The following is a 21,133-nucleotide window of genomic DNA, read 5'->3' on the forward strand; positions in this document are numbered from 1 at the left end:
AGGAGGACAAGCTCGTGCAGATCACCAGCGTCGGACACGCCGGCTTCCATATCCGCACCACGGCCGGGACGATCCTGTGCGATCCCTGGGTCAATCCCGCCTATTTCGCGTCGTGGTTCCCGTTCCCGGACAACTCCCAGCTCGATTGGGAGTCGCTCGGCGATGTCGACTACCTGTATGTCTCGCACCTGCACCGCGACCACTTCGACGCCGCGCACCTGCGCAAGTACGTCAACAAGGACGCGACGATCCTGCTGCCCGACTACCCGGTGCCGGATCTGCGCCGCGAACTCGAGGCGCTGGGCTTCACCAAGTTCTTCGAGACCGAGGACTCGGTCAAGCACACCGTCACCGGGCCCAAGGGCTCGCTCGACATCATGATCGTGGCGCTGCGCGCGCCCGCCGACGGGCCGATCGGCGACTCCGGCATTCTCATCTCCGACGGTGAGACCACCTGCTTCAACATGAACGACGCGCGTCCGGTGGATATGGACGTCATCCACGACGCGTTCGGTGACATCGATATCCACCTGCTCCAGTACTCGGGCGCCATCTGGTACCCGGCGGTGTACGACATCCCGGCGCGCACCAAGGCCAATTTCGGCAAGCAGAAGCGGCAGCGCGGCATGGACCGCGCCCGCTCCTACATCGAGCAGGTCGGCGCGACCTGGGTCGTGCCATCGGCCGGTCCGCCGGTGTTCCTCGACGAGGAACTGCGCTACCTCAACGACGATCGCGGCGACGAAGGCAATATCTTCCCCGACCAGATCGTGTTCCTCGAGCAGATGGAGATCCACGGCAACGCCGGCGGCGTCCTGATGATCCCGGGTTCGGTCGCCGACGTGCGCGGCAAGGAACTCGACCTCGAGCACCCCTTCGATCCGGACCGGATCTACGGCGACAAGGCCGCCTACATCGCCGAGATGGCCGAGCGTTTCGCGCCGGTGCTCGCGGCCGAGAAGGCGTCGTGGGAGATCGGCGATGGTTCGCTGCTCGAGCCGCTGCGTGAGCTGTTCGAGCCGATCATGAAGCAGTCCGCGCTGATCAGCGACGGTATCGGCTACCCGGTCGGCCTGGTCATCGGTGACGAGACCGTGGTGCTCGACTTCCCGCATCGCACCGTGCGCGAGCCGGTCGAGGGCGAGGGCCGCTACCGCTACGGCTTCCGGATCGCACCCGAACTGGTCCGCACCGTGCTGCGCGACGACGAGCCGGACTGGGTCAACACGATCTTCCTGTCCACCCGGTTCCAGGCGTGGCGCATCGGCGGCTACAACGAGTTCCTCTACACCTTCTTCAAGTGCCTCACCGACGAGCGCATCGCCTACGCCGACGGCTGGTTCTCCGAGGCGCACGACGACTCCGCCGTCACCGAGCTCGACGGCTGGGAAGTCCAGCGCCGCTGCCCCCACCTCAAGGCCGACCTGTCGAAATTCGGTGTGGTGGAAGGCAACAACCTCACCTGCAACCTGCACGGCTGGCAGTGGGACCTGGAATCGGGCCGCTGCAAGACCTCCAAGGGCCACGAACTGCGCTCGCGCAAACTCTGACACCGGATTACGAACGGGCGGGACGACTTTCGTCCCGCCCGTTTCGCATGTCCAGGCCCGGATCGGGTTCAGGGCTCGGCGGGGCCCGCTACGTGGCGCGCGTATTCGAGGATGCGCAGGGTTTCCACGGCGTCGCGTGGGTCGACCGGGACCGGGGCGTCGTCGAGGAGGGCGGCGGCCATGCCCGCGTAGAAGGCGGGGTAGTCGCCGGGGACGGTGGGGATCGTGCGGAGGTCATCGCCCGCGCCGAAGGTTCCCCACTTGTCGGGTCGAACTGTGCCCCACTGTTTTCCATCGACCGGGCGGCGGCCCGCGCGCAACGCGTCTTCCTGTGGGTCAAGGCCGAAGACGGTGTAGGCGTTGGTGGAACCGAGGACTCGCATGCGTGGGCCCAGTTGCGGCGCGACGGCGCTCATCCACAGCTGCGAGCGGGTCCCGGAGGCGTGGGTGAGGGCGATGAAGGCGTCGTCGTCGGCTTGGACGCCGGGGCGGCGGCGGTCGAGTTCGGCGTAGAGCTCGGTGACCGGGCCGAACAGGGTCAGTGCCTGGTCGACCAGGTGACTGCCCAGGTCGAAGAGGATGCCCGCACCAGCCTCGGCCTCGCCCAGTTCCCGCCAGCCACCCTTGGGGGTCGGGCGCCAGCGTTCGAAGCGGGACTCGAAGCGGCGGATCTCGCCCAGCTCGCCCGCGTCCATCAGACCGCGCACCGTCAGGAAGTCGTTGTCCCAGCGGCGATTCTGGAACACGCTCAACGGCAAGCCCGCCCGCTCGGCCGCCGTGACCACTTCGTCGGCGTCGGCGGAGGTCACCGCGAACGGTTTGTCCACGACCACCGGCAGCCCGGCGGCCAGCGCCTGGAGCGCCAGCGGCGCGTGGGAACGGTTGGGCGTGGCGATCACCGCGAGATCGATGTCGTCGGCTTCGGCGAACAGCGCGTCGGCGCTCGGCCACACCCGCGCACCGGGATGTTCCGCCTGCGCCTGCTCGGCCCGCTCCTGCGACGAGGTGACCACCGCCGCCACCCGCAACCGCGGATCGGCCGCGATCAGCGGTGCGTGGAACACCGAGCCGGCCAGGCCGTATCCGACTACCGCTACCCCGAGCTGGTCCATATACATCCGTCCCATCGTGCCGACATCGGTATCCGGACGAGTATCCCGCTTCGCGGGTGCGGGGCCGGGGATCTCAGCGGGTCGGCAGCTTCGTGGCCACCCCGCGCAGGACGTCGGTGGCGATCGCGCAGGACTCGTCGCGGCCACCCTGGCGGCCGGTGACGGTGACCTCGACTGTTTCCTTGTCCGAGCCGGGGGCGAGGTAGGCGCGGGTGCAGATGGTGTTTGTGGCGCCCTGGTCCAGGTAGACCTGCATGCCGTCGACGGAAACGGTAACGACGCTTCCGCCGCTGGTCAGCGAGCTGGTCCGCAGCAGTTTCACGGTGAGCTGCACCCTGGCGTCCCACTGACAGGTGTGCGCGTCCGCGATCGTCGGTTCGGGCGGCAGTTCGCCGATCTCGGCGGTGACGAGGTCACGGTCGACCAGGGAGCACGGCTCGACCAGCGCCAAGGACGACTCGCGGTTCTCGGCACGAGGCGCACTCGACAGCGATCGAGCGATATTGGCGGCGATGTAGTCGATGCCCTCGCAGCCCTCCCCGCTCGCCGGCGAGAGTGTGATGACGATGCCCGCCGGACTCTCTGCTCCCGGACTGGCGATGGCACGCGTGCAGGATGCCGAGCTGCCGTCGATGATCGGCACGCCGTCGATGATGTTCTGGTGCGGCGTCAGATAGCTGTTCTCTGCTCCCAGCGCCAGGGTCATGAGGTTGCGATTCGAGCTGGCGAAGCAGCCCCAGGAAGTGGACGGCGACAGCTTCCAGGTGTCGGCGGGGAGTGGAGTTGGAGCGACCGGGACGGCGTCACCCAGGGCCGACTCGAGCCAGGCACAGGCATCGAGCTGCCGCAGCTGAGCGAGGGTCAAGCCGGTCACCGGGGGCGGGATAGTCGCCGGTCTCGTGGCGACATAGGTGCCGCCACCTGCGACGAGCAGCAACGCCGCCAATCCGCCTGCCAGCCCGCGCCGACGGCCCAGCGAGACAGCACTCCAACGCTGCCGTCCGGATCGCACCGCACGCCTGCACATGTCGAGCGTCTTCTGCCCGACACCGGCGATGACCTCGGGCCACGGCCGCGCCGGTGGAGCCTGCGGTGCGGCGATCGGCGGCAATGCGGCCAGCAGGGCGGCCACCTGGTCCTGCTGGCGGCCGATGTCGTCGAGCACCGGTGCGGGCCACGGCGCCGGCGCGGCGGGCGCGCCGCCGAGGTATTCCAGAATCTGCCCGGGGGTCGGCCTGGCCGCGGGGTCCTTGCGCAGGCACGCGGCGATCAGCTCGACCAGCGCTTCGGGTACCTGGCTCAGATCCGGTTCCCGCTGGGCGATATTGAACAGGGTGTAGGGCACCGACGGCGCGGTGAACGGGGCACTGCCCGACGCGGCGAAGGCGAGCACCGATCCGAGCGCGAAGACATCGGCGGCCGGGGTGATCGCCAGGCCGAGAGCCTGTTCCGGCGACAAGAAGTCCGGGGTGCCGAGGGTGGTCGCGCTCCCGGTCGACGGCGGTCCGGCGACCGGCGTGATACCGATCTCGCCGAGCCTGCCACTGTCGCGCGCCAAGAGCACCGAATCGGCCCGCAGTCGCTGATGCACGAGGCCGGCGGCGTGCACGGTCCGCAGCGCGGCGGCCAACGCGCCGGCGAGCGCGCGGACGGCGGGCACCGGCAGCTGGCCGTGTTCGGCGACCGCGCGGTCGAGCCGCACGCCGGGGACGAAGAGCGAGGCGAGCCATGGCTTGTCGGCGTCGGCGTCGACATCGATCACTGTCGTGTTCATAGCACCGGAAACACGCATGGCGGCGACCGCGCTGTGCCGCAGCCTGATCCGGAAATCGGCCTCGTCGAGCAGCTCGGGCTGGGCCTGCCGCACGACGACCAGAGAGTCGTCGGGCCCGACCGCGAGCAGCGTGTGGAACCCGATGGTCGATTCGAGGGTCCCCAGGACTCGATAGCGTCCGATGGTGTCGGGTTCGCCGGGACCGGGCGGGTGGATCGTCATGACGGCGGCAACTTCGTGAGCACGGGAGCGAACAGCGTAGCCGCGGTATCGCACAGACTCGTCGACCCCGGGCGGGACGCGGAGAACGCGATGTTCACCTGCTCGGCCTGGTCGGCGCGGGTCGGCCGGGTCATCACGACCAGCTCGCAGTAGCTCGCGTTGTCGGTCTGGACATACACCAGACGCTCCCCGATCATCCTGGTCGGTTTGGTCTTGTCAGCACCGGTCACATTGTCCGGCCGAAGGCGCTCGTCGATGCCGAGGGCGACATAGCCGTCCGGCCCGTCGGCCGTACATCCGTGCACCGTGCGGCCACGGACCGGGTCACCGACCACCGAGGTGGTGAGTGGCATATCCAGCAGCGAGCAGGCATCGAGCAACAGCACCGAGTCCGCCGCGAGCTTCTTCTGCGGTGGGTTGACGGCCAGCCGCCGGACCACCGCGCCGAGTGCTCGTTCCGCGGCGGGGCACGCGTCGCCATCCGGTGCCTGAGCGTTCATCGTCAGCGCCATCGGCAGCCCGCTCTGCATCACGACCGTGCGATCACAGATGCGGGCTTCCTTGTTCCTGCCGAGGACCGGCATCCAGTTGATGGTGCTGCCCAAGGGTTGTTTGCTGCGCTCGGACACCGGGGCACCGGTCTCGAGGGTGAAATACACCTTGCTGCCGACCTGATCGAGGTAGAAGATGCTGCAACCATTCACTCCCCTCGGCACGAGTTCGCCTGCCGCCGTGCCGAGTTCACCGACCACGGCCGGCTTCATCAGCTCGCAGACATCGAGTCTGCGGCTCTCGTCGGCCGACAGCGCGAGCGGCGGGTCGTCCATCGCGATCGCGTTGCCATCGACTCCGAAACCCACCATCGCGATCGCGACGAGCACCACCGCCGACACCGCGGTGGCGAGGGGAACCAGGCGCGGCCGCACCCGCCCGTGCTGTTCGCCCGCCACCGAATCGACCATGGCGGTGCCGTCGGCCCAGCGCGCAGCCTCAGCGGAGTATTCACCGATTCGTCTACGGATACGAACCGGCCACACCGGCTCTGCCGCGATCCCGCTCGCCGCGTCGAGCAGCTGCCCGGGTGATGGGCGCTCCGCCGGATCCTTCGCCAGACAGGCCTCGACCATTCCGCGGATCGGCTCCGGGATGGCACTGGTGTCCGGGGACAGGTAGAGCACGTTGTAGAGCACCTGCGGTGTCGAGGCGGCATCGAACGGACTGCGGCCGGTGGCGGCCATCGCCAGGATCGCCCCGACCGCGAATACATCGGACGCCGTTGTGAGCGGCTGGCATTCGGCCTGCTCGGGTGACATGTAGGCCGGCGAGCCGATCACCGCGCCGGTCGCGGTGAGGGTGACGTCGTCCTCGAGCGCCCTGGCGATGCCGAAGTCGATCACCCGCGGCCCGTCGTTGGTCAACAGGATGTTGCTCGGCTTGAGGTCACGGTGCACCAGGCCGGTGCGATGGATCTCGAGCAGCGCCATCGCCAATCCGGTCGCCAGCAACTTCAGGCCGCTCACCGTCAGGCGGCCGAATTCGCCGACCATGTCCTGCAACGACGGACCGGGGATGTATTCCGAGGCCAGCCAAGGTGTTTCGGACTCCGCGTCGTGGTCGACGACGCCCGCCGTGTACGCGCCGGTTACCTGCTGGGACGCGAGGACCTCACGACGGAACCTGGCCCGGAACTCGGGGTTGCCGGTGAACTGGCGGTGGATCTGCTTCACCGCGACCAGCCGGCCGTCGGGGCTTCGACCGAGCAGCACCTGTCCCATGCCACCGCGGCCGATCACCGCGAGCAAGCGATGTCGGCCCAGCTGGTCGGGGTCCTGCGGGCCAAGCGGTTTCATCGCGTCGTCTCCCGTCTCACCGGGATCCGCTCAGCAACGCGTACTGCGCGACCGCCAGTTGCCGGACATCGGTTTCCTGATTGCTGTACATGCGAACGACGAACTCGTTGCGGTGCACCACACAGACGAACCGGCGGGCGGCACTGACCTCGGTATTGGGCCGCGCCGCGCGATAGCACGACACACCAGCCAGGCCGGGCGCTGAGATCGCCGTGTAATCCGCGGCGAGCAGCACCTTCTCCTCGGTCTCGGCGAAGGTCTGCGCGGCCTGCTGGTCCTTCGCTCGGTGCAGGAACTTGTTGTGCGCCACCGCGACGGCATCGATCGAGCTCGTGTCGAAATCCGGCAGGCGTGCCGCGGGCTTGTCAAGTAGCAGAGCGTAGGACCGTGGCCCGTAGACCATGAATTCCCAGCGATCGGGCCAGTATTCGCCAGTCTTCACCATCCGGCTGAGCAAGTGCCCGCTGTCGAGTTTCAGCGTCGCCAGGTCGGCGGCGGGAGTCGGGACGAAGGTTTCGAGTTCGGCTAGCTGGGCGCGGTAGGTGCGGGTGAGCAAGTCGGTCAGCACCTCGGCACGCGGATCGAGGACCTGCGCGTACACGCGGATCACCAGGTTCTTCCACACCAGCCAGCTGCCGACGGTCGGGACTCCTGGGCGCCAATGACTCAGCGCACCAGGGTATTCGGGCAGCGACAGCGGTGCGTTCTCGACGTTGGCGCTGAAGTCGGCCGCAGCCATCGCCTGGGCGGCGGCACCTGCCTGCTCCGCATCGGGCAACGACAGGATCGTGATCGAGAGCAACTTGTGCTTCTGCTCGTTGTCGAGCTGGCCGTTGCTGCCGATCGCGCCGAAGCCCGCCAGTACGTCGAACGGACCGAGTGCCGTCTTCTGCACGCCGGAGAGCAGCCCGTCGACCCCGTTCGGCCCGACGACCACGCCGCCGCCGTCACCCTCGATCAGGTCAGGGTCGACGCGGTCGGCGAACAGCAGTCGCTCACCGATGCGCACCGATTCCACCAGTGAACCCCGCACACGGCTCGGCGCGTCGTCGTAGTCGCCCGGCGCCGGTTCCAGGGCATACCCGCCGTGATCGAGTTCCGCGGGTTCGTCACCGCACGCCGCGGTGAGCAGTGTGAGCGACAGTAGTGCCGCGAGACAACGCGACCGGTAACGCACGAGTATTCCCCTCCGACCGGCAGACTGAACGCCGGGCCCCTTCCGAACTCTGCCGTGAAACTATCACCCGCGTATCGCCAGCCGCTACTGCGCGGGCAACCTGCCGACAGCCTGCTTCACGAGCGGGTCGGCGATCTTGCACAGCGCCGTCGTGTTCTGCTTCGGATCACTGACCAGCACCTCGACGACCTCCCGGAAAGTCTGCCCGACATTGCGGAATCGGTATATCCGCTGACATTCGGTCGCCGACAGCACCGACGCGGAGATCCTGGGTTCGATCACCACGACACCGTCCCCGATATCGATCACGTCCTCTTCCGCCGAGGTCTGCGGCCTGCGTGGCTGCGAGAGCGTGATGCGCACCTTCGTATTGCCGGTCCACTCGCAGACATGCGCTGACTTCGCGACGCCCGGGGTCGGATTGTCTACCAGCGCACAGGGATCGACCGAGGACAGTGACTGTTGTGCGCCGGGATCGGCGCGCAGCTCGCCGAGCGACGCGGTGAGCCGGTCGACGACGTGCTCGGCGAGCGAACAGGAATCGCGGGTGAAGGTGTCCACCGTGATCCCCCACCGCTGTCCCTCGGCGCCACCCTCGATGGCGAGGGCACAGTCGTCGCCGCGGCGGACCAGGGCGTATCCGTTGACGACTCCGGCGCCTGCATCGAATCCGTCCAGCGCGGCACCGATTTCGACCGCGATGCGGGCGCCGCCGGAACTACCGTCGCAGCCCCAGCTCGACGTCGACTGCCAGCGCCAGGAGGAGATATCCGAGGACGCTTTGACGGCGACGGCCGCGGGCAGGTTCTGGCCGAGGCTCCGCTGTAGCCAGGCACACGCGTCGGTTCCGCGTAGCTGATCGAGAGCCGGGAGGGTCGCCGACGGTGTGGCCGCTGGTGGCTCGGATTCGCCACCGCGCAGGACTACCGCGGTCAGTGCGGTGACGAGCACCGCCGCTCCCGCCGCGACGAGTCCCAGTCGCAGTGCCGTACGGCGCTTTCGACGCGGTACCTCCGGCGTCGTCGCGGGTCGCTGGGGCGGAATGTGCGCGCTGATGATTTGTGTCGCTTCGGGATCCGAGGTGAGCGCGACGAGATTTCTGGTCTGCGTGGCTATTTCGGTGTGTACCTGTGGCGGCCAGGGTTGCGGCTGGACCGGCAAGACGCCGAGGTAGTCCAGGATCTGGGCGGGGGTCGGCCTGGTCTTCGGATCCTTGCGCAGGCAACCGGCGATCAGCTCGCGCAGCGGTGCGGGCACCTGGTCGAGTTGCGGCTCGCTGTGGACGATATTGAACAGGGTGTAGGGCGCCGACGTCGCCGCGAAGGGGCTCTGGCCGGTGGCGGCCATGCAGAGCAGGGAGCCGAGGGAGAAGACGTCGCTGGCCGAGGTCACCGGTTCGCTCATGGCCTGTTCCGGTGACATGTACGCGGGTGAGCCGACGACGGCGCCGACCTCGGTGAGCTGGGCGCCGGTGCCGACGGCCTGGGCGATGCCGAAGTCGATCACGCGGGGGCCGTCGGCGGCGAGGATCACGTTGGCGGGCTTGAGGTCACGGTGCACCAGGCCGGTGCTGTGGATGGAGTGCAGGGCGGAGGCCAGGCCAGAGGCGAGGGTGCGCAGGGCCGGGATGGGTAGTGGGCCGTGTCCGCGCACTGCCTTGTCCAGTGGCACGCCCGCGATGAATACCGAGGCCAGCCACGGTGTTTCGCCGCTGGTGCCGAAGTCGACGACCGCGGCGGTGAACGCGCCGGACACCCGCGCGGAAATGGCGACCTCGCGCTCGAAACGCGCCCGGAATTCGCGGTCGTCGAGCAGGTGCGCGTGGATCTGCTTGATGGCGACGAAACGTCCGTCCGGACCGGTGGCCAGCACGACGCGGCCCATCCCGCCCGCGCCGAGCACGCCGTGGATCCGGTAGCGGCCGATCATCGGCGATTCGCCAGGCGACAGCGGCTCGATCACTTCGGTACTCCCCCACTTCGATCCCGCCGTCGCGGGCGAGTCCGCCACGACTCGTTCGGCGAGCTCGGTTCGTTCGCGAGCAACCTAACACCCGCGTGGATCCGACATCGCCGCCCGCTCGGCCTGTTTCGACGAGCCTGCTGCGCATTCACCGAATACGTCGATGGTCTCCGCCTGCCGGCGTCGCCCGGCTCGCCACCACCACCGCACCGAGCACGATCACGCAGCTGAGAACCGCGGTGGCGGAGAGTCTTCCGTCCGCGGCGTCGAGCAGCAGCGCCGCGACAAGCTGGCCGGCCACCGAGGTGAGGCCGAGCAGCAGGACGCCGATCATGCCGACGGTGACCGCGGCGAGGGCGATGAACGCGACGCCGATGAGGCCGCCGAGGTAGAGCCAGGGGGCCGTCGGGAAGTGCGTCGGCAGGCCGGAGTTGAGCAGCGTGTACACGTCGAACAGGCAGAGCGCGACCAGGCCGACGGCGAAGTTGATCAGGGTGGCCGGGAAGGGACCGCCGACCGCGCCGACCCGGCCGTTCACCGCCTGCTGCCAGGCCAGGCCGATGCCTGCCAGCGCGGGCAGCACGATGAGCAGGGCATCGGACACCCCGGTCGCCGCGGTGGCCGGGGTGGAATCGCCGCCCGCCGAAAGGAAGACGCCGAGGATGCCGAGGACGGCGGCGACCACCCGCCACGGAGTGATCGATGTCCGGCCGTTCGGGGCGATGCCGAGGCGGTCGACGACGAGGCTGCTGAGCAGCTGACCGGCGACGACCGCCACGGTGAACGCGGTGACGCCGATGGCGGCGATCGTGAGTCCCTGACTCGCCACGAAGAACGCGCCGCACAGACCGCCGAGCAGCTGCCACGGCCGCACGGTGCCGTCGGCAACGGCGGTGCGCACGCTCGCGAGACCGACACGGAAGGCCGGGCTGGCCGCCAGGGCGATCAGCAGCACGATCAGGCCGGTGCCGAAGCTGATGGTGGCGGCCGCGACACCGTCACCCAGCTCGGCGCCGAGCGCGCCGTTGATCCGGCCCTGCACCGCGACACCGGCGCCGATGCAGAATCCGAAGACCGAACCGAGACCGTTGCGCCCGACCACCGCGTCCTTCCGTCAGCTCGCCGCCGTAGCTTTCGACAGTAGACTGGCCTGCGACTTCAGCGGCTTTCCGGATGGTTCGTCAGGAGGCGAAACGATGTCAGTGGCCATGGTTCCGATGCAGTCCCATCCGGTGATCGACGCGGTGCTTGCACGCCACCGCTCGGCTCTCGGCCGGGACGAACAGACCTACCGTAATCACGTCTATCGCTGCGCCAACTACCAGTGGGAGCTGCTCGACGGAGAACTGCCCGACACCGCCGCCCTGGCCTGGGCCGTCCATGATCTCGGGATCTGGACGGCGGGAACATTCGACTACCTCACGCCATCGGCAGGCCTGGTCGACGAGTTCGCGGCCGAATTCGGGATCGCGGATCCGGAACTCGTGCGGACGATGGTGCTCGACCATCACGGCCTCGTGGCGCGGGCGGATCCGCTGGTCGAGACGTTCCGGCTGGCCGATCGCGTCGATGTCGGCCACGGACTGCTGCGTGGCCGCATCGACGCGGAGTTCGTCGCGCAGGTCGTCGAGCGGTTTCCCTATGCCGGTTTCCATCGGTTTCTCGTGCGCAGCGGCCTCCGGCACCTTGTGCGGCATCCCGCTCGTCCGCTGCCGATGCTGCGGTGGTGATCAGTCGTCGGCGGCCCGTGGCGGCAGCCAGCTCGGGGTGAGCAGCGCGGAGACGAGCAGGACCGTGCCGAGCGCGGCGATCGTGGCCGACATCGTCAGCCACTGGGTGGCCGCGGCGACGAAGCCGAAGACCAGCAGGGCGACGATCTCCGAGAGCAGGCCGGAGAAGGACAGGACAGTCGCGCGGGCACGGCCCTCGATGGCGGCTTGCAGGCGGGCGCCCGCCACCACCTCGATGTTGAAGTCGATGCCGTAGGCGATGCCGATGCCTGCGAAACCGGCCCACAGCAGCCACGGACCCGCCGTGAGTGCGGCGCCTACCGCCAGCGAGCCCGCGATGAACAGGATTCCGGCGACGAACAGCGCGACGGCCAGCCAGCGGGCCGGGACGACTTCGGTGCGGCCCGCCAGCACGGAACCCACGAGCGATCCCGCTACCGTGACGGCGACCAGCAGGGCGGAGGTGCTGGTCGAAGCGCCGCCGGAGACGGCGAGCAGACCGAAGTACTCGTCGAAGGCCGTGACGCCATAGAGCAAGGCGCCCAACAGGACTCCCCGGCGAACCCGGCGGACCCGGAACGCCTCGGCGGTGCCGGTGCGCAGCATGGTGAGGTAGCGGGACAGTCCGCCCGGCTCGGCGCCGGACATCGACTGCGCCGACCCGGGGACGACGTGTGGCCCGGCTGATCCCGGCGGCTCGTCGTCGAGGTCGTCGACGGCGCCCGCGGAGATGGCGACCGGCGCGTTCGGCAGCGCGACGGCGGTCAGGGTGTGCAGTACGGCGATACCGACACTGACCCAGCCGACCAGCGGATAACCACCGAGCGCGAACAGCGGCGCGGCCGCCAGAATCGCCACCAGCACCGTGGTTTCCTGCGCGCCACGCGCCCAGCCCATGATCGAGGCGTAGGCCGACGGTTCGCCGCGGGCGACGAGGTCGTCGTAGATCAGCGCCTCGAAGGTGCCCGATTCCAGGGACGAGGCGACACCCCACACCACGAATCCCAGCGCGAAGCCGAGGAACGACGGCGCCAGCATCCAGAGGGCGAAGCAGGTCGCCTGCAGGAGGGAGCTCAGGACCAGCAGCGCACGCCGGGAGACGGTGTCGGCCCACGCGCCCGACGGAACCTCCAGCACGAACGCGGTCACCGACCAGAGGGCGAGCAACAGGGAAATCTGCGCCGTGCTCAGGCCGTGATCGGCGAACAGCACGCCGTAGAGGGCATAGATCGGCAGGAGGTCGCGCGTGCCCTTGAACAGGACCGCGCGAATGGCGACACCGCGGACGCCGACCGGTTCACGGGTCAACCGTGCCACCACCGCCGCACCGAGTCGCCGGAGCTCCGAAGATCAACAGCCGTAGATGAGCATGCGCATGCGTCCATGGTTCGCCGCGCACGCGCGGTGCGTCAAGCGATTATCCGAGGGGGATCCAGCCGCTCGCGGACAGCGAATCGTCGTCGTCGGTGGTGGTGGTTGTGGCGATCCCGGGTTTGCCGTCGTTGAGGTCGTTGATCAGTTCCGAGACCGGATGCGAATCGCTGTAGTGGTAGCCCTGGGCCAGCGCGAAGCCGAGTTCGGTGAGCACCGCCGCCTGGTATTCGGTCTCCACGCCCTCCGCGATGACCTGCAGATCCAGCGACTTGCTGAGCGCGGCGATGACGCCGAGCAGCGGCGGCGCAGGCGAATCGGAGCGGATCGCGGCGACGAAGGACTGGTCGACCTTGAGGATGTCGCTGGGAATGGTGGCCAGGCGGCTCAGCGAGGAGTAGCCGGTGCCGAAATCGTCGATGGCGATGCGAACGCCACGGTCGCGCAGGGTGTGCAGGTTGGTGATCGCGGTCTGCGATTCGGCGGCCAGTTCGCTCTCGGTGACCTCGAGGACGAGCTGGTCGGCGGGCCAGCCGGTGTCGTTCAGGATGGTCGCGACCCGCTCGGCGTAATCGGGTTCGGCCAGCTCCAGGCCGGAGACGTTGACGTTGAGGGTCAGATCGAGCGAGGCGAAGCTCTCCTGCAGACGGGCGGCGTCGGCGCAGGCGCGGCGCAGGACCAGCTCGTCCAGGTCGGAGATGAGGTCGTATTCCTCGGCGACCCGGATCAGGCCCTCGGTGGTGACCTCGGGCTGGGCGTTCGACGACCAGCGCAGCAGTGCCTCGACACCGACCGCCTGGCCGCCGTCCTCGGTCAGGCTGACGATCGGCTGGTAGTGCACGTCGAGGGCGCCGCGGTCGATCGCCTCGCGCAACTCCACCGCCAGCGGCAACTGCCGCGACGACTCGAGCACCGTGCGGTTGCGGCCTGCCTGCTTGGCCCGGTACAGGCCGACATCGGCGCGGCTGATCAGCAGCGAACCGGATTCGCCCGGCTGCCAGGAGGTGACGCCGGCCGAACAACCCATGGTCACCGCGGCGCGCAGTTTCTCGGTGAGCAGGATCGCGGCCTGCTCGGTGGTGCCGGGCAGCAGCAGCGCGAAGACGTCGCCACCGAAGCGGGCCAGCACCTGATCGGGGGCGAGCAGGTCGAGCCAGGTGTCGGCTACCCGCTGGAGTACCGCGTCACCGGCGCGGTGGCCGAGGTGATCGTTGATCTTCTGGAAGCGGTCGAGGTCGACCAGGACCAGGGCAAGGCCCTGACCGCCACGGCCCGCCGCGTCGATCGCGGGGTTGAGCTGCTTCTCGAAACCGCGCCGGTTCAGCAGACCGGTGAGCACGTCTATGTCGGCGTCCGAGGCCATCCTGGTCAGGATGCCGACGACAACGCCCGCGCCGAAGGTGACGCCGGCCGGGATCATGCCCGACCACCAGGGCAGGCCACGGTCGGGCAGCACCCACAGGCACAGCGCCATGGCGAAACCGATGTGCGCGGCGGCCTGCGGCCAGGCGAAGAACAGCGCGGCATCGCAGGCGACGAAGACATAGAACGAGGCCAGCGTGATGCCGCCGACCAGGTTCGGGAAGGAGTGCACCGCGATCGTCACCAGGACGGTCGCGGTCGCCAGGTAGAGGTGGTGCAGGGTGTGTGGCATCCGCGGACCCCACGCCAGCAACGTCAGACCGAGCACCAGCGCGACCGCCGCCGCCGTACCGACCAGCAGCCGATTACCGTCGTCACCCGGTGCGATGGCAGTGATCGTCAGGCCGAGGACACCGCCGAGGACGTAGAACGCCCCCGTTGTCCTGGCCATGACCTTCGCCGTCGCCAACGCCGATGCCGCCCGCACCCGGGTTCGGGTATCGCCGCGCGCCCCGATTCCTCGCACGAGCACCAGCCTAGATGTTGTTCGGTCAGGGCGTTTGCCAAAAGGGCTCTACGGTTTCAGTACGTCGGTGCCGACGAACGGCACCAGCGCCGCGGGAACCCGCACCGAACCGTCGGCCTGCTGATGGTTCTCCAGGATCGCCACGATCCAGCGCGTGGTCGCCAGCGTGCCGTTCAGCGTGGCCGCGACCTGCGCCTTTCCGTTCTCGTCCCGGTAGCGGACCGAGAGCCTGCGTGCCTGGAAGGTGGTGCAGTTCGAGGTCGAGGTGAGCTCGCGGTAGGTCTGCTGGGTCGGGACCCAGGCCTCGCAGTCGAATTTGCGGGCCGCCGAGCTGCCCAGATCGCCCGCGGCCACATCGATCACCCGGTAGGGCACATCGATCGCGGCCAGCATCTCGCGCTCCCACGCCAGCAAGCGCTGATGCTCGGCATCGGCCTGTTCGGGGGTGGTGTAGACGAACATCTCCACCTTGTCGAACTGGTGCACGCGGATGATGCCGCGGGTGTCCTTGCCGTAGCTACCCGCCTCGCGCCGGAAACACGACGACCAGCCCGCGTACCGCTTCGGGCCCGCGCTCAGGTCGAGGATCTCCTCGGCGTGGTAGCCGGCCAGCGGCACCTCCGAGGTGCCGACGAGGTACAGGTCGTCGTCGGCCAGGTGGTAGACCTCGGCCGAATGCTGACCGAGGAAGCCGGTGCCCGCCATGATCTCCGGGCGGACCAGCACCGGCGGGATCATCATGGTGAAGCCGTTGGCGACGGCCTTCTGCGCGGCCAGCTGCAACAGGCCGAGCTGCAGCAGCGCGCCCGCGCCGGTGAGGAAGTAGAACCGCGAGCCCGACACCTTGGCGCCGCGCTCCATATCGATCAGGCCGAGCGACTCGCCGAGCTCGAGGTGATCCTTGGGCTCGAAGTCGAACTCCGGCGGGGTGCCGACCGTCTCGAGCACGATGTAGTCGTCCTCGCCACCGGCGGGCGCGCCCTCCTGCACCACGTTGGAGATGGCGCGGTGCGCGGCGTCGAGGTCGGCGTCGGCCGCGTTCTGCGCGACCTCGGCCTCCTTGACCTTCGCGGACATATCGGTCGCGGCGGCCAGCAGCGCCGGGCGCTCCTCCTTGCTCGCCTTGCCGATCACCTTGCCCATCGCCTTGTGCTCGGCACGCAGCGTGTCGGCGGTGGCGACGGCGGCCCGGCGAGCGGCGTCGGCTTCGAGCAGCGCGTCGACGAGAGCGGGGTCCTCACCGCGGGCCCGCTGCGAGGCTCGGACGGCTTCCGGGTTCTCGCGCAGGAATCGGAGGTCGATCATAGGAAAACAGCCTAGTAGCTGATGCCTTGTGGCCGGAACAGGGGCATAGTTGCCGGTGTGAGTACTACTTTCGACACCGCCGTCATCGACAACGCACTCGCCGATCTCACACAAGGGGAGAAGACCTGGGCCACGACGGATCTGCGTCGCCGCCGCGAACTGCTCGAGGAACTCCACGCGCTCACCGCCCGCCATGCCGAGGCCTGGGTCGCGGCCGCCCGCACCATCAAGCAGCTGCCCGCCGACAGCCCGCTGCTCGGTGAGGAGTGGATGTCCGGGCCGATGACGATGCTCGGCGGCGCGCAGGCGCTGGCCGAATCGATGGCCGCGCTCGAACGCGGCGCGAGCCCGCTCGATGGTGTCGAGTTCGGTGCCGCGCCCGGCGGACGCGTTTCGGTGCCCGCCCTGCCGCACAGCGGCTACGACAAGCTGCTGCTCAACGGGTTCAGCGCCGATGTATGGCTGCGGCCTGGCGTCGACGCCGCGACCGCGCGGCGCAAGGCCGGACTGGCCCAGCTCGACCCGGCCGCGACCGGCGGTGTCGGGGCCGTGCTCGGCGCGGGCAACATCATGTCGATCGCGCCGCTGGACACCCTCTACGAGCTCTACGCCAACAACCGGGTCGTCGCGCTCAAGCTCAACCCGATCACCGATCCGCTGCTACCGGTGTTCCAGGCGATCTTCGCGCCGTTCATCGCCATCGGCGCGGTCCGCATCCTCACCGGTGGGGCTCCCGAGGGCGGCTACCTGGTCACCCACCCGCAGGTCGCGCACGTGCACATGACCGGCGGCGCGCCCACCCACGACGCGATCGTGTGGGGCCCCGGCGAGCAGGGCGCGCAGCGCAAGCAGACCGGCGAGCCCGCGCTGGACAAGCCGATCACCAGCGAACTCGGCGGCGTCGCGCCGTGCATCGTCGTCCCGGGCGACTGGACGGCGGCTGACCTGAAGTTCCAGGCCGAGCACGTGGCGACCCAGCGGCTGCACAACGGCGGCTACAACTGCGTGGCGGCCCAGACCGTGGTGCTCAGCGCGGACTGGCCGCTCAAGGAGCAGTTCCTCACCGAACTGCGTTCCGCGATCGACAACGCCCCGGCACGTCCCGCGTACTACCCGGGCAGCGGCGGCCGGGTCGAGGGCGCGCTGGCGGACTACCCCGGCTCCGAGCGCGCCAACGGCCGGGTCCTGGTCGAGAACCTGCCGACCAGCGATACCCCGCTGCTGCGCACCGAGTACTTCTCCCCCGTCCTCGGCGTGGTCGAGCTCGCGGGCACCGGTAACGAGTTCCTCCGCAACGCGGTCGATTTCGCCAACGAGGAGCTGATGGGCACGCTCGGGGCCAACATCATCGCGCACCCGGCGACCATCAAGGAACTGGGCGGCGAGCTCGACACCGCGATCGAGGACCTGCGCTACGGCACCGTCGCGCTCAACGCCTGGACCGGTCTTGCCTTCCTGACCCCGCGCGCGAGCTGGGGCGCCTTCCCCGGCCACACGCTCGACGACATCCAGAGCGGTATCGGCGTCGTGCACAACGCCTTCCTGCTCGACGACGTGGAACGCACCGTGGTGCGCGGCCCGTTCCGGCCCGCACCGCGCTCGATCCTGCGCGGCGAATTCACCACAACGCCGAAGCCGCCGTGGTTCGTCACCAACAAGACCGGCACGGCCACCGGCCGCAAGCTGACCGAGTTCTACGGCGACGGAAAGCCCACCCGCCTGCCCGGCATCTTCGCCTCCGCCCTCCGCGGCTGACCTCAGCCTGGGCCCGGGACGGAACGTTCCGGGCCCAAGGTCGTGGCACGGCAAGCACCTCGCTGCCATGATGGACCGCGATGTCTGAACAGCAGAGTGAACCAGCCAAGAGACCAGCGCAGCGCCGCGCCGCCGATTCGCTGCACCTGTCCGCGAACAAACTGCGGTGGGGGCTGCTGATCGGCGCGCTGGGCGCGGTGATCGCGGCGATGGTCACCATGGTGGTCACCGGGTTCGAGAACGACACGGGCCTGGAGGCGCATCAGCCCGGGTCGGCGCCGGTGGTCAGGGACAAGGAGTTCAGCAGCGCGAACGAGGGTGACTGCCTGAGCTGGACCAAGGCCGACCGCAGCGACCTGGTGAAGGTGAACTGCGGGGACAAGCACCTGTTCGAGGTGGCCGGGGTCGTCGACCTCAGCGCCTACCCTGGCCGCGAGTTCGCAGGCGGCACCAGGCACCCCGACTCGCTGCGGATGACCGAGCTCAGGGACGAGCACTGCGTTCCGGCGGTGCAGCGGTACCTGGGCGGGCGCTTCGATCCGCGCGGCCGGTACATGGTCAACGTGATGTCGCCGAGCCCGGCGGGCTGGCAGCACGGCGACCGGACGCTGCGCTGCGGTCTGCAGGTGGCAGGCACCTCGGCGAGCCCGGCCGCGACGGGCAGCATCGAGGGTCAGGACCAGTCGAAGGTGCACGCGACCGGCACCTGCCTCGGCATCAACCAGAACCTGCCGACCGATCCGGTCGACTGCGCGCAGCCGCACGCGGTCGAGATCGTCGGCACCGTCGACCTGGCGGCCAACTTCACCGGCGGACCGCCATCGGAAGCCGATCAGGACAAGTTCGTCGAGGCCGAATGCAACCGGCTCTCCAGCGACTATCTCGGTAGCCCGGACGCCATCCGGAACAAGACCCTGACGCTGTTCTTCGACTATCTGGAACCGACCAGTTGGCTTGCCGGTAGTCACAAACTGGATTGCTGGCTCGGAAAGGGCGCCGACCGTGAGGGTTTCGCGCCGATCGTCGGTTCGGCGCGCGGCGAGATCCTGATCGACGGGCAAGCACCGGTGCCGCCGCCGAACACCGGCCGCTCCACCCCGGCGCCGCTGCCTGGCGCCGCACCGCTGCCGCCGCAGCCGAAGCCGCGGTGACCGGGCCTGCCAGGATGTCGCCGGATCGGTTCGAGGAGCTGGTCGGCGACGCGCTCGACCTGATCCCGCCCGAGCTGGCCGGGGCCATCGACAATGTCGTTGTGCTGGTCGAGGCGAGGAACGACGAGGAACCCTCGCTGCTCGGGCTGTATCACGGGATCGCGCTGACCGATCGCGACAGCTACTACGCGGGCTCGCTTCCGGATACCGTGACCATCTATCGAGAGGCTATTCTCGACATCTGCAACACCGACGACGAGGTGGTCGAGGAAGTAGCGATCACCGTGATCCATGAAATAGCACACTATTTCGGGATTGACGACGACCGGTTGCATGAGCTGGGATGGGGCTAGCGAAAATTGGGTGGGGAATCGATGGAACCGAACGACCCGCTCTCGCGTCCTATCACTCGTAGGGGGAATTCTCGTGGTTCCCGTTAGTCGCCACCAGAAGGAGTCGGGTCATGGTCGGACACGTTCTCGTCACACCTGAAATCGTCCTCGCCGCAGCCGCGGAGCTGGATCTGCTCGCCGAACGGCTCGCCGTGGCCGCCGGCCTGGCCGGGCCGACCACGCACGTGCTCCCCTCGGGAGCCGAAGAAGTGTCGCTGCTCGCGGCGTCGCACTTCAACAGGGCTGCCGCCACGCACGACAGCTCGGTCGCCCAGGGCATCCTCGAGCTGCACCACGCGGCCGCGACTCTGCGCTCGCAGCTGGTCACCAACATCGGCGAGGACATCGCCCAAGGCGCGGCGATCACCGCGATCCAGATCTAGTCGTACCCGATCCGTCGACGATCATTCATTCAGGGGAGAAACAAGCATGACCGCAGGGATCACCGGGGTCTTCTGGCTGCCGCGCATGGCAGAAGTCAACTCGACCACGCTCAACGCGGGCGCACACGCGATTCCGATCTCGGCCGCGGCCACATCGTGGGGCACGCTGGCCGCCGCGTGGGGCGATGCCACCTTCACCGTGACGCGCGTGATCGCCGAGGTCGGCGTCGGCCTGCAGGGCATCAACGGCCTCGCCGTGCTCGCCAAGCTCGCGCCCTTCGGCGCCTGGGCGGGCCAGCAGGGCATCATGGCCGCGGCGATGAGCGCCAAGGCCACGGCCAACGCCACCGCCTACACCGTCGCCTCGCTCGCGATGCCGAGCCTGCCCGAGATCGCCGCGACCAACACCGCGGTCGCCGCGTCGGCCAACCCGCCCGGTGTCGTCTCCGGCGCGTTCGAGGCCGCCGAGGTCGTTCGCCACGCCATGGACATCCGCGCCGCGCTGGTGATGGAGACCTACGAGGCCGCCACCACGGCCACCGTCACCACGCCCGGCGAGTTCTCGATGCCGCCGACGATCGCCAGCGGTGCGGGCACCGCGGCCCAGGGCGACTTCGGTGGTGACCCGGTGGCCACCGCGGTCGCCGCGGCGCAGGCCTTCGTCACCAACCCCGGTGTCGTCAGCGCGGCCACCCAGGCGGCCAATGTCGCCGGTGGTGTCGTCAGCAGCGGTGTCGGCACGGTCGGCAACCTCGGCGCCTCCGCCATCTCGGCCGCCACCACGGCGACCATGCCCGCGGCCACCGCCGCGGTTCCCGCCATGGCCGGCGTCGGCGCCGCCGGTGCCGCGGCGGGCGTGGCGACCTCGGCGGCCGGTCTCGGCGGTGTCTCGCTCGCGCCGGGTCAGCTCAAGATGCCCGAGGGCTGGGGCGCTCCGGCCGCCAGCGCGCCCGCGGCCGCTCCGGTCAGCGAGTCGGTCGTCTCCCGCGTCGACAGCGCGCCCGTGCGCAACACCGGCACCGGGGCCAACCCGCTGCTCGGCAACCGGGCCGACGGCGAGGACGACGACGAGCACGACGCCATCGACTACGGCACGTCGAACGAGGCCTTCACCGATGGCCGCTACACCGCCGAAGGCGTGATCGGCGCCGACATCGCCGGAACGGCCAAGTGACGGTGCTCGGCGGGGGCAGCGGGGGATCACTGCTCGAGGCCGTCGTGCTCTCGCTCGACGACATGCAGTTCCTCCTGGAGAAGCTGCAGTTCGACGAGATGCCCGTGGTGCTCGACGCCATGGGCCGCTACGACCACCTCGCGGCGCACGACGCGGCCATGCGGGCTGCCGAGGCCGCCCTCACCGAACGCGAACTGCTGTTCGGTGAGGTGGTGGCGCCCGAGTTGGCCGAGCGCCTGCGGGTGCTCAACCGGCCGCAGTGGATCATCGCGCTGCGGTGGGTGGTCCAGGGCCACGTGAACCGGTTCTGTCTGGCGCAGGGCGACGACCGCGCGGT

At 69.2% G+C, this 21,133-nt stretch carries 17 protein-coding genes; 8 read left to right on the top strand and 9 right to left on the bottom strand.

The features are described from left to right. The first annotated feature begins 14 nt into the window (after window positions 1-14). Complete coding sequence (locus ACFWF2_RS09685; RefSeq protein WP_379306399.1) at window positions 15-1,550, top strand: Rieske 2Fe-2S domain-containing protein; 1,536 nt, start codon at window positions 15-17, stop codon at window positions 1,548-1,550. A gap of 68 nt (window positions 1,551-1,618) precedes the next feature. On the opposite strand, the gene ACFWF2_RS09690 is transcribed toward ACFWF2_RS09685, so the two are convergent. The 6 genes from ACFWF2_RS09690 to ACFWF2_RS09715 form a co-directional block, all read right to left on the bottom strand. Beyond that, entirely contained in the window at window positions 1,619-2,668 is a 1,050-nt protein-coding gene (locus ACFWF2_RS09690) for a Gfo/Idh/MocA family oxidoreductase (protein WP_379306401.1), read from the bottom strand. Window positions 2,669-2,735: 67 nt separating this feature from the next. Further along, window positions 2,736-4,658: a protein kinase gene (locus tag ACFWF2_RS09695; protein WP_379306403.1), complete on the bottom strand. Its 1,923-nt coding sequence runs from the start codon at window positions 4,656-4,658 to the stop codon at window positions 2,736-2,738. Continuing rightward, on the bottom strand, window positions 4,655-6,508 hold the full coding sequence (locus tag ACFWF2_RS09700; protein ID WP_379306405.1) for a serine/threonine-protein kinase: 1,854 nt from the start codon (window positions 6,506-6,508) through the stop codon (window positions 4,655-4,657). The genes ACFWF2_RS09695 and ACFWF2_RS09700 overlap by 4 nt, the downstream gene beginning before the upstream one ends. A 16-nt stretch (window positions 6,509-6,524) precedes the next feature. After that, window positions 6,525-7,685, bottom strand: a complete 1,161-nt coding sequence (locus ACFWF2_RS09705; protein WP_379306407.1) for a hypothetical protein — start codon at window positions 7,683-7,685, stop codon at window positions 6,525-6,527. A gap of 84 nt (window positions 7,686-7,769) precedes the next feature. Then, on the bottom strand, window positions 7,770-9,647 hold the full coding sequence (locus ACFWF2_RS09710) for a serine/threonine-protein kinase (RefSeq protein ID WP_379306409.1): 1,878 nt from the start codon (window positions 9,645-9,647) through the stop codon (window positions 7,770-7,772). A gap of 148 nt (window positions 9,648-9,795) precedes the next feature. Continuing rightward, complete coding sequence (locus ACFWF2_RS09715) at window positions 9,796-10,749, bottom strand: DMT family transporter (protein ID WP_379306411.1); 954 nt, start codon at window positions 10,747-10,749, stop codon at window positions 9,796-9,798. A gap of 106 nt (window positions 10,750-10,855) precedes the next feature. Between ACFWF2_RS09715 and ACFWF2_RS09720 the strand changes: the two genes are divergently transcribed. Then, a complete protein-coding gene (locus tag ACFWF2_RS09720; protein WP_379306435.1) occupies window positions 10,856-11,377 on the top strand; it encodes a hypothetical protein in 522 nt (173 codons plus the stop codon). Here ACFWF2_RS09720 and ACFWF2_RS09725 read toward each other — a convergent pair whose 3' ends face one another. From ACFWF2_RS09725 to serS, 3 genes are all read right to left on the bottom strand, one after another. Continuing rightward, complete coding sequence (locus ACFWF2_RS09725; protein WP_379306413.1) at window positions 11,378-12,694, bottom strand: MFS transporter; 1,317 nt, start codon at window positions 12,692-12,694, stop codon at window positions 11,378-11,380. It lies immediately after the preceding gene. Window positions 12,695-12,794: 100 nt separating this feature from the next. Beyond that, window positions 12,795-14,636 carry a putative bifunctional diguanylate cyclase/phosphodiesterase gene (locus ACFWF2_RS09730; protein ID WP_379306415.1) on the bottom strand — a complete coding sequence of 614 codons (1,842 nt, stop codon included), beginning with the start codon at window positions 14,634-14,636 and terminating at the stop codon, window positions 12,795-12,797. A 48-nt stretch (window positions 14,637-14,684) separates the two neighbouring features. Next, window positions 14,685-15,941, bottom strand: a complete 1,257-nt coding sequence (serS, locus tag ACFWF2_RS09735; protein ID WP_379306417.1) for a serine--tRNA ligase — start codon at window positions 15,939-15,941, stop codon at window positions 14,685-14,687. Between the two features lie 57 nt (window positions 15,942-15,998). Between serS and ACFWF2_RS09740 the strand changes: the two genes are divergently transcribed. The 6 genes from ACFWF2_RS09740 to ACFWF2_RS09765 form a co-directional block, all read left to right on the top strand. Continuing rightward, window positions 15,999-17,696 (top strand): aldehyde dehydrogenase family protein, encoded by a 1,698-nt coding sequence (locus tag ACFWF2_RS09740; protein ID WP_379306418.1) that lies wholly within the window; start codon window positions 15,999-16,001, stop codon window positions 17,694-17,696. A gap of 80 nt (window positions 17,697-17,776) precedes the next feature. Next, window positions 17,777-18,847: a septum formation family protein gene (locus tag ACFWF2_RS09745; protein WP_379306419.1), complete on the top strand. Its 1,071-nt coding sequence runs from the start codon at window positions 17,777-17,779 to the stop codon at window positions 18,845-18,847. A 14-nt stretch (window positions 18,848-18,861) separates the two neighbouring features. Next, window positions 18,862-19,200 carry a metallopeptidase family protein gene (locus tag ACFWF2_RS09750; RefSeq protein WP_379306421.1) on the top strand — a complete coding sequence of 113 codons (339 nt, stop codon included), beginning with the start codon at window positions 18,862-18,864 and terminating at the stop codon, window positions 19,198-19,200. A gap of 110 nt (window positions 19,201-19,310) precedes the next feature. Continuing rightward, entirely contained in the window at window positions 19,311-19,622 is a 312-nt protein-coding gene (locus tag ACFWF2_RS09755) for a PE family protein (protein WP_218717458.1), read from the top strand. 46 nt (window positions 19,623-19,668) lie between these two features. Further along, complete coding sequence (locus tag ACFWF2_RS09760; protein WP_379306423.1) at window positions 19,669-20,796, top strand: PPE family protein; 1,128 nt, start codon at window positions 19,669-19,671, stop codon at window positions 20,794-20,796. Continuing rightward, a partial coding sequence (locus tag ACFWF2_RS09765) for an ESX secretion-associated protein EspG (protein WP_379306425.1) occupies window positions 20,793-21,133 on the top strand: 341 nt, incomplete at its 3' end. The genes ACFWF2_RS09760 and ACFWF2_RS09765, both read left to right, overlap by 4 nt.

The organism is Nocardia sp. NPDC060259 (genome assembly GCF_042728775.1).
In the GTDB taxonomy this organism is placed as follows: domain Bacteria; phylum Actinomycetota; class Actinomycetes; order Mycobacteriales; family Mycobacteriaceae; genus Nocardia.

Bases quoted from the DNA above. Each gene is read 5' to 3' on its own strand.
- ACFWF2_RS09755 (WP_218717458.1), top strand. From the start codon at position 19,311: ATGGTCGGACACGTTCTCGTCACACCTGAAATCGTCCTCGCCGCAGCC.
- ACFWF2_RS09760 (WP_379306423.1), top strand. From the start codon at position 19,669: ATGACCGCAGGGATCACCGGGGTCTTCTGGCTGCCGCGCATGGCAGAA.
- ACFWF2_RS09700 (WP_379306405.1), bottom strand. From the start codon at position 6,508: ATGAAACCGCTTGGCCCGCAGGACCCCGACCAGCTGGGCCGACATCGC.
- ACFWF2_RS09695 (WP_379306403.1), bottom strand. From the start codon at position 4,658: ATGACGATCCACCCGCCCGGTCCCGGCGAACCCGACACCATCGGACGC.
- serS (WP_379306417.1), bottom strand. From the start codon at position 15,941: ATGATCGACCTCCGATTCCTGCGCGAGAACCCGGAAGCCGTCCGAGCC.
- ACFWF2_RS09750 (WP_379306421.1), top strand. From the start codon at position 18,862: ATGTCGCCGGATCGGTTCGAGGAGCTGGTCGGCGACGCGCTCGACCTG.
- ACFWF2_RS09690 (WP_379306401.1), bottom strand. From the start codon at position 2,668: ATGTATATGGACCAGCTCGGGGTAGCGGTAGTCGGATACGGCCTGGCC.
- ACFWF2_RS09720 (WP_379306435.1), top strand. From the start codon at position 10,856: ATGGTTCCGATGCAGTCCCATCCGGTGATCGACGCGGTGCTTGCACGC.
- ACFWF2_RS09745 (WP_379306419.1), top strand. From the start codon at position 17,777: ATGTCTGAACAGCAGAGTGAACCAGCCAAGAGACCAGCGCAGCGCCGC.